Source organism: Streptomyces sp. NPDC006512 (genome assembly GCF_040611935.1).
Lineage (GTDB): Bacteria > Actinomycetota > Actinomycetes > Streptomycetales > Streptomycetaceae > Streptomyces.
Genome location: NZ_JBEXPG010000038.1, coordinates 48,007 through 60,120, shown reverse-complemented (window position 1 = coordinate 60,120; position 12,114 = coordinate 48,007). Strand labels below are relative to the sequence as shown.

The following is a 12,114-nucleotide window of genomic DNA, read 5'->3' as shown; positions in this document are numbered from 1 at the left end:
GAGGTCTCGGCCGGGGTCTTGGCCTTGGCCGGGGTCTTGTCCGCCGTGCGTGCCGGGGTGCCGTCCGTGTCGTTGTCCGGGGCCGGCTTCCCGTCGGCCGCCGCGTCCCGGTCGGACGCGGGGTCGCCGGAGAGGCCCCAGGTGATCTTCGGACCGGCGCCGCCGGCGGCGGGCTTCGCGGACTTGCCCGGCTTCGCGGAGCTGCCCGGCTTCGCGGACTTCGCGGGGGTCTCGGCGGGGGTCTCCGCGACCGTGCGCAGGACCGTGACGCCCTCGGGGGCCTCGCTGCACACCGCGAGGACGGTGGTCCCCCGGTCGGCGATGGACCGCAGCAGGGCCCAGACCTCGGTGCGCTCGGCGTCCGAGAGCTTGAGGTCCAGGTCGTCGAGGGCCAGCAGGCGGGGACTGCCCAGCAGGGCGATCGCCACGGACAGCCGTACGGCCTCCAGCCGTTCCAGTTCGCGCACGGAGGTGCGCGGCCCCTTCGGCAGGGTGTCCAGGTCCAGTCCGGTGGCGGTCAGGGCCGCCTCGATCCGGGACGCCACACTGGCACGGCGCTCCCCGCGCGGGCGCAGCAGGGCCCGTACGGGGCCGGTGTAGTGCCGCTGGAGGAGGGCCCCCTCGCGGAGCTGCTCGGCGACGGTGAGCGCCTGGTCGAGGTCGTTGACCCCGGGGACCGGGCCGAGGGCGCAGATCCGGCGGACCGCCGCCATCTTCTTCGGCAGCCGGTGGCGGCCGATCTCGGCGTGGCCCTCGGTGGCCTTCATCCGCCCCGTGAGGGCGAGGAGCAGACAGGTCCGTCCGCTGCCGGAAGGCCCTTCGACCGCGATGAGCGAGCCGGGCGCCGCGTCGATCCCGACGCCCCGGAAGGCCCAGCCGCGCGGGCCCTTGAGTCCGAAGCCCTCGGCCTTGACGGCCGCGCCGTGCGGGCTGTCCACGCCGTCCCCCTTCTATTGAACTGACCGGTCAGTTCAAAAACTATCAGGTGCGGGCCCAAAGGCCGTACATGAGGGGGGCTTTGTGGGGAAAAGAGCAGGTCAAGACGATTGTCAGTGGCGCCCGTCACGATGGAGACGCACGAGCACACCGCCCGTGTACCCGCAACACCGCCGAGCACCACGCAACGACAGGAGGTTCGTCATGGCCACACCGTCCCCGTCCCCTGTCCACCCCGTCCCGCGCAGGTCGGCCGCACCACCGGCCGCCCTGGACCTGCTCGCCAAGGCCCACAGCGGCCTGGCCGAGGCGGCCCAGCTGCCCCGGCCCAACGAGCGGTACGCCACGGCCCACCTCGCGGCCCTGCGCGCCGCCGCGGCCGTGCTCGCCGCGCGCGGGCGGCCCGAGCCGGTGCACCCGCGGCGCAGGCCCCGGATCCGCAGCGCGTGGGAGGTACTGCCGGAGATAGCACCGGAGCTGACGGAGTGGAGCGCCCTGTTCGCCTCGGGCGCGGCACGCCGGGCGCGGGCCGAGGCGGGGATACGGGACGCGGCGACGGGCCGTCAGGCGGACGACCTGGTGCGGGAGGCGGGCATGTTCCTGCGGCTGGTCGAGCGGATGCTCGCGCTGCAGCCCGTGGTGCAGCCCCTGCCGCAGCCGAGGACACCGGGGTCGGAGCGTCCGGAGGCGGGATGACCTGCCCGGCTGTCCGAGGCAATAGGGTGGGGTGCGCACCGCTCCCCCACCCATACGCGCCGAGGAGTCATCAGCCGTGTCGGACAATTCCCGCCCCCGCGCCTCCCTCCGCACCGCCGTGGTGTGGGAGGTCCTCAAGGAGGCCCTCGACCGCCGGGTGAAGGCGACCGGGCGGGATGTGCTGGACGTACTGGACACCGGCGGCGGCACCGGCAAGTTCGCCGTGCCGGTGGCCCACCTGGGCCACCGGGTGACCGTGGTGGACCCCAGCCCGAACGCGCTGTTCGGGCTGGAGCGCCGCGTCGCCGAGGCCGGTGTCGCCGACCTGGTGCGCGGGGTCCAGGGCGACGCCCAGGGCCTCCTCGACGTCGTCGAGCGGAATGCGTACGACGTCGTCCTCTGCCACGGCGTGCTGGAGTACGTGGACGACCCGGCCGAGGGCGTGGCCAACGCGGTCGCCGCGCTGCGCCCCGGCGGCGTCCTCAGCCTCCTCGGCGCCGGCGTCGGCGGGGCCGTGCTCGCGCGGGCCCTGGCCGGGCACTTCACCGAGGCCCGGACCGCGCTCACCGACCCGGCCGGGCGCTGGGGCGCCGGCGACCCGGTGCCGCGCCGCTTCACCGCCGAACAGCTCGGTGAGCTGGTCGGCGGAGCCGGCCTCTCGGTCGGCGCGGTGCACGGCGTACGGATCTTCGCCGACCTGGTTCCCGGGGTCCTGGTGGACACCGAACCCGGCGCGGTGGAGGCACTGCTGCGTCTGGAGGAGGCCGCCGCCGAGCTGCCCGCCTTCCACGCGGTCGCCACGCAACTGCACGTCCTGGGCGAGAAGCCCGCCTGATCTGCGGGCATGCGCGGGCGGGCTTCTGCCCGCACACCCTCCCATCCGGCGCCGCTCCCCGTATGATCGGAAGCACCGGTCGGCATGGCGGACTGCTCATTGGGGAATAAGCGCCTCAGTGACCGCGCTGGCGACGGTACCGTTTGACGCAGTGCTTCCTTGGCACGGTGGATTTGCAGAATGTGGCGTAGAGGGCGGGTATCACGGGGGCGATTCCCCGCCTATCCTGAAGGGGACCCCTGGTCGCTACCCCCCGCGACCGACGGATGAGGAGGACTCCCGTGCCGCTCTCGGAGCACGAGCAGCGAATGCTCGAGCAGATGGAGCGAGCGCTGTACGCCGAAGACCCCAAGTTCGCGACAGCGCTTGAGGGCAGTGGACTGCGCACGTACACCCGGCGACGGGTCTACCAGGCAGTCGCAGGCATTGTGGTGGGTATCGCGCTCCTCATGACCGGTGTGATCGTGCCGAACGTGCTCTGGATCAGCGTGGTGGGTTTCCTCGTCATGCTGGGATGTACGGTCCTCGTGGTCACCGGTTGGCGCAAGGCACCCAAGCCCGGCGAGCAGCCCGTCTCCGGAAGTGCAGACGGCTCGGCCCGCGGCCGCAGCCGACAGCGTCGGTCGATGATGACCCGGATCGAGGAACGGTGGCAGCGCCGCCGTGACGAACAGGGGCAGTAGCCCCACGAAGACCTCATGACCGAGGGGACGGCCGCCCGACAGCGGCCGTCCCCTCGGCCGTACCCCACCGGTTCCGCCTGCCGGACCACCCGCCCTGCGGCATGATGACCGGGTGAGTGTGCTCCCCCTGGTCTTCACCAGCGGCTGGGCCAGCGGGATCAACGCGTACGCCGTGATCCTCCTGCTCGGCGTCTTCGGCGCGACCGGACTGAGCGACGACGTACCCGCCTCGCTCCAGCGCACCGACGTCCTGATCGCCGCGGCCGTCCTGTTCCTGTGCGAGGCCGTCGCCGACAAGATCCCCTACGTGGACTCCCTGTGGGACTCCGTCCACACCGTGATCCGGCCGCTCGCCGGCGCGGTGGTCGGCGCCCTCCTGGCCGGGCAGAGCGGCTCGCTGTCCGACATCGCCGCCGGCGCGGTCGGCGGTACCACCGCCCTGGCCAGCCACTTCGTCAAGGCCGGCACCCGGATGGCCATCAACACCTCGCCCGAGCCCGTCAGCAACATCGTGATGAGCACCGCCGAGGACCTCGGCGTGGCCGGCATCGTCACCTTCGCCATGTTCAACCCCCAGGCCGCCGCCGTCATCGCGGCCGTCCTGCTGCTCGCCGGCCTGGCCATGCTGTTCTACCTGTGGACCCGGATCCGGCGCTTCCTGCGCCGGCGCGCCCAGCGCCGCGAGGAGAAACGGCTCGGCGCCGAAGTCCGCGCCGCCACCGGGACACCACCGGACTGGCCCCCTGACCTCCCTCGATAGGCTCAGCCCCATGGCACGAATTGCGGTGATCGGCGCCGGCATGGGCGCGATGGCGACGGCGGCCCGGCTGGCCGTGGCGGGACACCAGGTGGCGGTCCACGAACGCGGACCGGACTACGGCGGCTCCGTCGGCCGCCTCAGGCGCGACGGCTTCGCCTTCGACACCGGCCCCGGACTGCTCCACCTGCCCGCCGTCTACCGGGACCTGTTCGTCAAGACCGGCAAGCGGCCCCTGGAGGACCACGTCGACCTGGTCCAGCTGGACCCGGCCGTCCGGCACGTCCTCGGCGACGGCCCCGCCGCCACCACCGTCACCCTCCCCGGCAACTCGCGCGGCGGGGTCGCCGCCGCCCTCGACGAGGCCTTCGGCCCGGGCGCGGGCGACCGCTGGAACGCCGTGCTGGGCCGCGCCCGCGACACCTGGGACGCCACCCGCCGGCCCCTGCTGGAGGAGCCGCTGCGCCCCGACTGGCAGGTACTGGGCCGCGACCCCTACCCCGCGCTGCGCGGGAGCGGGCTGCTGCGCCGCCGCCCGCCGACCCTGGCCGAGGTGGCCGGGCGCGAGCTGGGCGGTGGGCTCGGCGAACTGCTGACCGGCCGGGTCCGTACGTACGGCATCGATCCGGACACCGCTCCCGCCTCGGCCGCGGCGCTGCCCTACATGGAGCAGACCTTCGGCAGCTGGTACGTCCGGGGCGGCCTGCGCGCCCTGGCCACCGCCGTCCACGAGCGCTGCCTGGAACGGAAGGTGGAGTTCGCCTTCGGCTCCGGCGTACGGGACGTCCTGCGGCGGGACGGCCGGGCCGCCGGGCTGGTCCTCGACGACGGCACCGAGGTGGCCGCCGACCTCGTCGTCTGCGGCATCGACCCGAGGCGGCTGCCGCCCGGCATCCTCGCCCCGGCCCCCGGCGGGGTTCCGGCCCGCGGGGCGGGGGTGCCCAGCCGGGTCACCCTGATGCTCGCCCTGCGCGGGGCCCGCCCGGCCGACGCCGTGCACCGCACCCTGGTCCACCGCGACCCCGCGCACCGGCCCGGAGCCGGCACCGGGCCGGTCACCGTACTGCGCCCCGACGACCCGGCGACCCGGCCCGACGCGGACCACGAGGCCGTCACCGTGAGCGCCGTCTGCGACCCGAGGGCGCCCGAGGGCGTGCCCGGGGTGCAGGAGCTGCTCGGACTCGCCGAGCGGGCGGTACCGGGGCTGCGGGAGAGGCTGCTGTGGCATGAGGTGCGCACCCCGGCGGACGTGGAGGCCGCGACCGGCGCCCTCGACGGCTCCGTGCCCCCGCCCGCCCTCGCCGGGGCCGACGGCCGGCTGCTGTACCCGGCGAACACGGCGGCGCTGCCCGGGCTGTACCTCGCGGGCGGCTGGGCCCACCCGGGCGGCGGGCTCGCGCACGCCGGGATGACCGGGGCCCTGGTGGCCGGGCTGATCGTGGAGGGGGCGGAGTTCCGGGGCTCGCAGTGACCCCCGGCGGTCCGCGTCAGTAGCGGTACTGCTCGTACTCGCCGGTGCCGTTGCCGTTGCCCTGGTTGTTGCCCTGGTACGGGTATCCCTGCTGGGGCTGCTGGCCCTGGCCGTCCTGGTACGGGGGCTGCGCGTCGTTGGCGCGCTGCTGCGGGACCCAGACCCCGCCGGGCGGGGTGTCCGTGGAGTACTGCTGGCCGGGGTCGGCGTACTGGGCGTAGCCCGAGTAGTCGTAGGGCGGCGGCGGGGCGACGGCGCCGCCGGTGCCGATGTACGGGTCCGAGTAGGCGGCGTAGACCTGCTGGTCGCCGGCCGGGTAGCCGCCGGAGTAGTCGTAGCCCGGCTGGCCCTGCTGCTGGTCGTAGTAGGCCGCGTACTGGTGGGCGTCCTGCTCGGGCGCGGCGTAGGGGGCCTGGCCGTCGCCCTGCCGGGCGGAGAAGCTCTGTATTCCGTACGAGCCGGTGTCCTCGGGGACCGGCTCCGGGGTGAAGACCTGCGTGGAGCCGGCGTCGCGGCCCTCGTCGGCGGCCGTGTCCCGGCCCTCGGAGCCGTACTCCAGGGCCGTCACCTCCAGGCCGGCGTCCGGGCGCGGTTCGCCGCCGCGGCGGCGACGGCTCCGCTCCTGCCGTACGGGCTCCCCGCCCCGGCGCAGCGCCCAGCCGGCGACGAAGCCCTTGCGGAAGGAGAGCGTCACCAGGGTCTGGCCGACGGCGAAGGCGGTCGCGCCGGCGGCGATCACGAGCACCGAGGGCAGCACCACCCCCGCGACCACACCGACGAAGCCGGTGAAGGCGAGCAGGCGCCAGCGCAGCCGGGCCTTGTACTGCATCAGGACCTCGGCAAGCAGCCACAACGCGACGACACCGAACGCGATGTAGAGGACCGTCATTCCCACGCGTGGCCCCTCTCGGTACGGCCGCCCGCACGGGCACGGGGACGGCCGGTCAGGCCCGCTGGTGCAGGCCCAGGTTCTCGTAGATCTCGAGGGTCGCCGTCGAATTGTTCAGCGTGATGAAGTGCAGTCCGGGTACGCCCTCGGACAGCAGCCGCGCGCAGAACTCCGTGGCGAACTCGATGCCAATGGAGCGTACAGCGGCCGGATCGTCCTTGACCGCGAGCATGCGCTCTTTCACGGCCGCGGGGAAGACCGCGGTGCTCAGTTGCGGCAGCCGGTCGAGCTGCTTGATGCTCACAACAGGCATGACCTCGGGGATGATCGGGGTCTCGCAGCCCGACTTCGCGACGCTGTCGCGCAGCCGCAGATAATTCTCCGGATCGAAGAACATCTGCGTGATCGCGTAGTCCGCGCCCGCGCGGCACTTGTCCACGAAGTGCCGGATGTCCGTGTCCCAGTCCTCCGAGCGCGGGTGCATCTCGGGGAAGGCCGCGACGCCGACGCAGAAGTCGCCGGACTCCTTGAGCAGGCGCACGAGGTCGGCGGCGTACTCCACGCCCTCGGGGTGCTTGACCCACGGGCCCATCGGGTCACCCGGCGGGTCCCCCCGCACGGCGAGCATGTTGCGGATGCCGGCGTCCGCGAACTGGCCGATGACGTGGCGCAACTCGGCGACCGAGTGGTCGACGGCGGTGAGGTGCGCGACCGGGGTCAAGGTGGTGTCGGCGGCGATCTGCTCGGTGGCGCGCACGGTGCCGCCGCGGGTGGAGCCACCGGCCCCGTAGGTCACCGAGACGAAGCTCGGGGAGACGCCCTCGATCCGGCGGAGCGCGTTCCAGAGGTTGCGCTCGCCCTTCTCCGTCTTGGGGGCCCAGAACTCGAAGGAGTACGAGCGCCCGGACGCGAGGAGGTCGCGGACCGTGTGTGCACGGTCCGACCAGGTGGAAGCGGTACCAAGGGCCATACGGGCAGGTTAGACGCGGCTCGGCGGACACCGAAGCGGCGTCCACCCTTTGGACACGTTTTTGGACACCCTCGCGGCCCGGCGCGTCAGCCGGTGACGGCTTCGGCGCGGGCGCGGACGCGCTTGGCCAGGTCGGCCGCGGCGGCGCCGGGGTCGGAGGCCTCGGTGATGGCCCGGACGACGACGACGCGGGTGGCTCCGGCGTCCAGGACCTCGTCCAGGTTGGCCGCGTCGATGCCCCCGATGGCGAACCAGGGGCGGTCCTGGCGCAGGGAGGCGGCGTGGCGGACGAGTCCGAGGCCGGGGGCGTGGCGGCCGGGCTTGGTGGGGGTGGGCCAGCAGGGGCCGGTGCAGAAGTAGTCGACGCCGGGTTCGGCGGCGGCCGCGTCCACCTCGGCCTCCGAGTGGCAGGACCGGCCGATGAGGACGCCGGCGCCGAGGATGGCGCGGGCGGCCGGGACGGGGATGTCGCCCTGGCCGAGGTGCAGGACGTCGGAGCCGATGGCGTGCGCGACGTCGGCGCGGTCGTTGACGGCGAGGAGCTTGCCGTGGCGGCGGGCGGCCTCGGCGAAGACCCGCAGGTGCTCCAGTTCCTCGCCGGCTTCCATGCCCTTGTCCCGGAGCTGGACGATGTCCACGCCCCCGGCCAGGACGGCGTCCAGGAACTCGGGGAGGTCTCCCTGCCGCTTTCGGGCGTCCGTGCACAGGTAGAGCCGGGCGTCGGACAGCTGCTGCATGGGAGTACCCCCCGTGGTGGTGGCGGCGTGCGGGCCGGCCGGCGGGACCGGCCGGGCCGTACACCTGTGGATCAGCTCATCAGAGGGCGAGCGCCTGAGCGCGGCGCTTCACCTCCGTGCCGCGATTCTCGCGCAGCGCCTGCACGGGGGTGCCGGGCAGGGTCGGATCCTCGGTGAAGAGCCACTCCAGGATCTCCTCCTCGGAGAAGCGGTCGTCGCGCAGCACGGTCAGCAGGCCCACGAGGCCCTTGACGACCTTGTCGCCGTCGATGAACTGGGCCGGAACCTGCAGGGTGCGCCGCTCGCCCCGGCGTACGGCGATCAGCTGCCCTTCCTTGACCATCTGGCGGACCCGGGTCACCTCGACGTCGAGCATCTCCGCGATGTCGGGGAGGTGCAGCCAGGAGGGGACTAGGGCATCGATCTTTGCGTCAATCTCGGTCACGGACACAAGCCTGCCATCTCGCACTGCCCGCCGGTACCTGGCCCCGTCCGTCCGTGGTCGGGGCCGGGTCCGGCCGCCCGGGATCAGGCCGTGGCGGACTTGAGGGGGGTCGCGGGGTCCGCGACGCGGGCCGGGTCCACCGGGGTGGCCGACTCGATCAGTTTGCGGCCCTGCGCGATGTCCCTCGGGCGGCCGACCGCCAGGACGGCGACGAGGGCCCCGTCCCGGAGCCAGCACACCGACCAGGCGGCGTCGGCGGGGTCGCCGCGCCACAGCAGGGTGTCGGCCCCGCCGTGGTGCCCGGCGTACTGGACGAAGCGGCCGAACTGCTCCGACCAGAAGTACGGGACGGGGTCGTAGGCCCGCACCGGCCCGCCCGCCAGGATGTTCGCGGCGACGGCCCGCGGCCCCTGGAGGGCGTTGTCCCAGTGGTGGACCAGCAGCCGCGTCCCGTAGCGGGCCGAGGGGAAGGAGGAGCAGTCGCCGACGGCGTACACCCGGGGCAGGGTGGTCCGCAGGTACGCGTCCGCGGTGACGGAACCGTCGGCGCCGCGCTCGATCCCGGTCCCGGCCAGCCAGTCCGTCGCGGGGCGGGCGCCGATGCCGACGACCACGGCGCCCGCCTCCAGCTCCCGGCCGTCCGCCAGCAGGACCCGGCCCTCCCCGATCCCGGCCACCTTCGCGCCGGTGAGCAGTTCGGCGCCGGCCTCGGCGTACCAGCGGGCCATCGGGGCGGTGACCTCCGCGGGGAGGGCGCCCGCCAGGACCCGGTCGGCCGCCTCGACGACGGTCACGGCGCAGCCGGCCCCGCGGGCGGCGGTGGCGAACTCGGCTCCGATCCAGCCGGCTCCGACGACGACGGTGGCGGGGGCGGCCGCCAGGACGGGCCGCAGCCGGGCGGCGTCGTCGAGGGTGCGCAGCAGGTGCACGCCGGGGACGCCGTCGGAGCCGGGCAGGGTCAGCGGGCGGGCGCCGGTGGCCAGGACGAGGTCCTCGTACGGGACGGGTCCGGCCTCGGTGTCCAGTTCGCGGTCGGCGGCCCGGAGCCCGGTGACCTCGGTGCCGAGCCGCAGCGTGATGCCGAGGCCCTCGAAGTCGACGTCGAACGCGGAGTCCTCGGCCTTGCCGAGCAGCACCGCCTTGGACAGCGGGGGCCGGTCGTAGGGCTGGTGGGGTTCGGCGCCCAGCAGGGTCACGGGGCCGGTGAAGCCCTGTTCGCGCAGGGCCACCGCGGTCTGCACCCCGGCCATTCCGGCGCCGACGATCACGACACCGGGGTTCGTCTGTTGCGTCTGCTCGCTCACGCGGCCCAGCCTAGTTCCCTGACGATCCGTCAGGAATAGCGGGTGCGGACGCCTGGGGAGGCAGCCTTACCCGCCACCGGACGCGGGGTTAGTCTGGCCACCGTACCTATCGCGGGAGTCCGGGCGCACCGGGCTGAGAGGGAGGCTGGCCGGCCTCCGACCGTACGAACCTGATCCGGGTCATGCCGGCGAAGGGAGGGGCTGGACGCCCATGCACTCATCTCGAAAGGGATCCGACGTCCTCGTCATCGGGGGCGGGATCATCGGCCTGGTCACGGCCTGGCGGGCGGCCCGGCGCGGCCTGGGCGTCGTCCTGGCCGACCCGGACCCGGGCGGCGGCGCGGCCCGGGTCGCGGCGGGCATGCTGGCCGCCGTCACGGAGCTGCACTACGGCGAGGAGACCCTGCTCGGGCTCAACGTGGCCTCCGCCGCCCGCTACCCCGACTTCGCCGCCGAGCTCTCCGCGGCCGCCGGCGGCATGGACATCGGCTACCGGGCCTGCGGCACCCTCGCCGTCGCCCTCGACGCCGACGACCGCCTCCACCTGCGCGAGCTGCACGCCCTCCAGCGCCGCTGCGGGCTGGAGTCCGAGTGGCTCACCGGCCGCGAGTGCCGCCGCCTGGAGCCCATGCTGGCGCCCGGGGTACGCGGCGGGCTGCGCGTCGACGGGGACCACCAGGTGGATCCGCGCCGGCTCGCGGCGGCGCTGCTGGCCGCCTGCGAGCGGTCCGGGGTGAGCGTCCACCGCGAGCGCGCCGCCCGGCTGGTCACCACCGGGGACCGGGCCGCGGGCGCCGTCCTCGAGGACGGTACGGAGCTGCGCGCCGACCAGGTGGTGCTGGCTGCGGGCTCGCTGAGCGGCCGGCTGGCCGGGGTCCCGCCGGAGGTGGCGGTGCCGGTGCGGCCGGTGAAGGGGCAGGTGCTGCGGCTTTCGGTGCCGGCCGCGTACGCGCCGTTCCTGTCGCGGACCGTACGGGCCGTGGTGCGCGGCAGCCACGTCTACCTGGTCCCGCGCGAGAACGGGGAGCTCGTCCTCGGCGCCACCAGCGAGGAACTCGGCTGGGACACCACGGTCACCGCGGGCGGGGTCTACGAGCTGCTGCGCGACGCCCACGAGCTGGTGCCCGGCATCACCGAACTGCCGCTGGTCGAGACCCGGGCGGGGCTGCGCCCCGGCTCCCCGGACAACGCGCCGCTGCTCGGCCCGACCGACCTGCCGGGCCTGCACCTGGCCACCGGCCACTACCGCAACGGGGTCCTGCTGACCCCGCTCACCGGGGACGTGATGGCGGAGCTGCTGGCGACCGGAGTCGTTCCGGAGGTCGCCCGCCCCTTCACCCCCCGCCGCTTCTCCACCACGCGTCAGGAGTCCTACGCATGACCATCTCCGTCAACGGCGAACCCCGCGAGATCGCGGACGGCACCACCCTGGACGTGGTGGTGGCCACGCTGACCGCCGCCCCCTCCGGCGTGGCCGCCGCACTCAACGAGACGGTCGTCCCGCGCGGACGCTGGCCGCACACCCCGGTGGACGACGGCGACCGGGTCGAGGTCCTCACCGCGGTGCAGGGGGGCTGACGGCGATGGCGGACGACCTCTTCGCCCTCGGCGGCCGGACCTTCTCCTCCCGCCTGATCATGGGCACGGGCGGGGCCCCGAGCCTGGACGTCCTGGAACGCTCCCTGGTCGCCTCCGGGACGGAACTGACGACGGTGGCGATGCGCCGCCTGGACCCGACGGTGCAGGGTTCGGTGCTGTCGGTGCTGACGAAGCTGGGCATCGCCGTCCTGCCCAACACGGCGGGCTGCTTCACGGCCGGCGAGGCCGTGCTCACGGCCCGGCTGGCGCGGGAGGCCCTGGGCACGGACTGGATCAAGCTGGAGGTCGTCGCGGACGAGCGGACCCTGCTGCCCGACGGCGTCGAGCTGCTGGACGCCGCCGAGGTCCTGGTGGACGAGGGCTTCACCGTGCTCCCGTACACCAACGACGACCCGGTGCTGGCCCGGAAGCTGGAGGACGTGGGCTGCGCGGCGATCATGCCGCTCGGGTCCCCGATCGGTTCGGGCATGGGGATCCGCAACCCGCACAACTTCGAGCTGATCGTGGAGCGGGCCGGGGTCCCCGTCATCCTGGACGCCGGGGCCGGGACGGCGTCGGACGCCGCGCTGGCGATGGAGCTGGGCTGCGCGGGAGTGATGCTCGCCTCCGCCGTGACCCGGGCCCAGGAGCCGGTGCTGATGGCGGCCGCCATGCGGGACGCCGTCTCGGCGGGACGCCTCGCCCACCGCGCGGGCCGCATCCCCCAGCGCCGCTTCGCCGAGGCCTCCTCCCCCGTCGAAGGCCGGGCCGCCCTCGACCCGGAACGCCCGGCCTTCACGGCCCCCTCCTGAC

At 74.4% G+C, this 12,114-nt stretch carries 13 protein-coding genes, 1 pseudogene and 1 riboswitch; of the genes and pseudogenes, 8 read left to right on the top strand and 6 right to left on the bottom strand.

What is annotated here, in order from left to right; translation table 11 throughout:
* Positions 1–251 precede the first annotated feature (251 nt).
* Positions 252–938 (bottom strand): annotated as a pseudogene (locus tag ABZZ17_RS25390) (ATP-binding cassette domain-containing protein); the annotation flags it as partial.
* 202 nt (positions 939–1,140) lie between these two features.
* Between ABZZ17_RS25390 and ABZZ17_RS25385 the strand changes: the two are divergent.
* The 5 genes from ABZZ17_RS25385 (at position 1,141) to ABZZ17_RS25365 (ending at position 5,378) form a co-directional block, all read left to right on the top strand.
* The gene (locus ABZZ17_RS25385) at positions 1,141–1,632 is read left to right on the top strand and encodes an SAV_6107 family HEPN domain-containing protein (protein WP_356878805.1); all 492 of its coding nucleotides are present in this window, start codon (positions 1,141–1,143) and stop codon (positions 1,630–1,632) included.
* A 76-nt stretch (positions 1,633–1,708) separates the two neighbouring features.
* Complete coding sequence (locus tag ABZZ17_RS25380) at positions 1,709–2,467, top strand: methyltransferase (protein WP_356878803.1); 759 nt, start codon at positions 1,709–1,711, stop codon at positions 2,465–2,467.
* A gap of 281 nt (positions 2,468–2,748) precedes the next feature.
* On the top strand, positions 2,749–3,150 hold the full coding sequence (locus ABZZ17_RS25375; protein WP_356878801.1) for a DUF3040 domain-containing protein: 402 nt from the start codon (positions 2,749–2,751) through the stop codon (positions 3,148–3,150).
* A 112-nt stretch (positions 3,151–3,262) separates the two neighbouring features.
* Positions 3,263–3,910, top strand: a complete 648-nt coding sequence (locus tag ABZZ17_RS25370) for a DUF4126 domain-containing protein (RefSeq protein WP_356878799.1) — start codon at positions 3,263–3,265, stop codon at positions 3,908–3,910.
* A 10-nt stretch (positions 3,911–3,920) separates the two neighbouring features.
* Positions 3,921–5,378, top strand: coding sequence for an NAD(P)/FAD-dependent oxidoreductase (locus ABZZ17_RS25365; protein WP_356878797.1), 1,458 nt, complete (start codon positions 3,921–3,923; stop codon positions 5,376–5,378).
* Positions 5,379–5,394: 16 nt separating this feature from the next.
* Here ABZZ17_RS25365 and ABZZ17_RS25360 read toward each other — a convergent pair whose 3' ends face one another.
* The 5 genes from ABZZ17_RS25360 to ABZZ17_RS25340 all read right to left on the bottom strand — a co-directional run bounded on the left by ABZZ17_RS25360 (position 5,395) and on the right by ABZZ17_RS25340 (position 9,669).
* Positions 5,395–6,273 carry a hypothetical protein gene (locus ABZZ17_RS25360; protein ID WP_356878795.1) on the bottom strand — a complete coding sequence of 293 codons (879 nt, stop codon included), beginning with the start codon at positions 6,271–6,273 and terminating at the stop codon, positions 5,395–5,397.
* A 49-nt stretch (positions 6,274–6,322) separates the two neighbouring features.
* Positions 6,323–7,237 carry a methylenetetrahydrofolate reductase [NAD(P)H] gene (metF, locus tag ABZZ17_RS25355; RefSeq protein WP_356878793.1) on the bottom strand — a complete coding sequence of 305 codons (915 nt, stop codon included), beginning with the start codon at positions 7,235–7,237 and terminating at the stop codon, positions 6,323–6,325.
* An 86-nt stretch (positions 7,238–7,323) separates the two neighbouring features.
* A complete protein-coding gene (gene thiE / locus ABZZ17_RS25350) occupies positions 7,324–7,974 on the bottom strand; it encodes a thiamine phosphate synthase (protein ID WP_356878791.1) in 651 nt (216 codons plus the stop codon).
* Positions 7,975–8,053: 79 nt separating this feature from the next.
* Positions 8,054–8,419, bottom strand: coding sequence for an Rv2175c family DNA-binding protein (locus tag ABZZ17_RS25345; RefSeq protein WP_356878789.1), 366 nt, complete (start codon positions 8,417–8,419; stop codon positions 8,054–8,056).
* Positions 8,420–8,502: 83 nt separating this feature from the next.
* Positions 8,503–9,669 carry an FAD-dependent oxidoreductase gene (locus ABZZ17_RS25340; protein WP_356878855.1) on the bottom strand — a complete coding sequence of 389 codons (1,167 nt, stop codon included), beginning with the start codon at positions 9,667–9,669 and terminating at the stop codon, positions 8,503–8,505.
* Between the two features lie 155 nt (positions 9,670–9,824).
* A riboswitch (TPP riboswitch) is annotated at positions 9,825–9,937 on the top strand.
* Between ABZZ17_RS25340 and thiO the strand changes: the two genes are divergently transcribed.
* The 3 genes from thiO to ABZZ17_RS25325 all read left to right on the top strand — a co-directional run bounded on the left by thiO (position 9,935) and on the right by ABZZ17_RS25325 (position 12,113).
* Complete coding sequence (gene thiO, locus ABZZ17_RS25335) at positions 9,935–11,104, top strand: glycine oxidase ThiO (RefSeq protein WP_356878787.1); 1,170 nt, start codon at positions 9,935–9,937, stop codon at positions 11,102–11,104. Its footprint overlaps the riboswitch before it by 3 nt.
* Entirely contained in the window at positions 11,101–11,301 is a 201-nt protein-coding gene (gene thiS / locus ABZZ17_RS25330; RefSeq protein WP_356878785.1) for a sulfur carrier protein ThiS, read from the top strand. The genes thiO and thiS overlap by 4 nt, the downstream gene beginning before the upstream one ends.
* A 5-nt stretch (positions 11,302–11,306) precedes the next feature.
* Positions 11,307–12,113, top strand: coding sequence for a thiazole synthase (locus ABZZ17_RS25325; RefSeq protein ID WP_356878783.1), 807 nt, complete (start codon positions 11,307–11,309; stop codon positions 12,111–12,113).
* The last annotated feature ends 1 nt before the right edge of the window (position 12,114 follow it).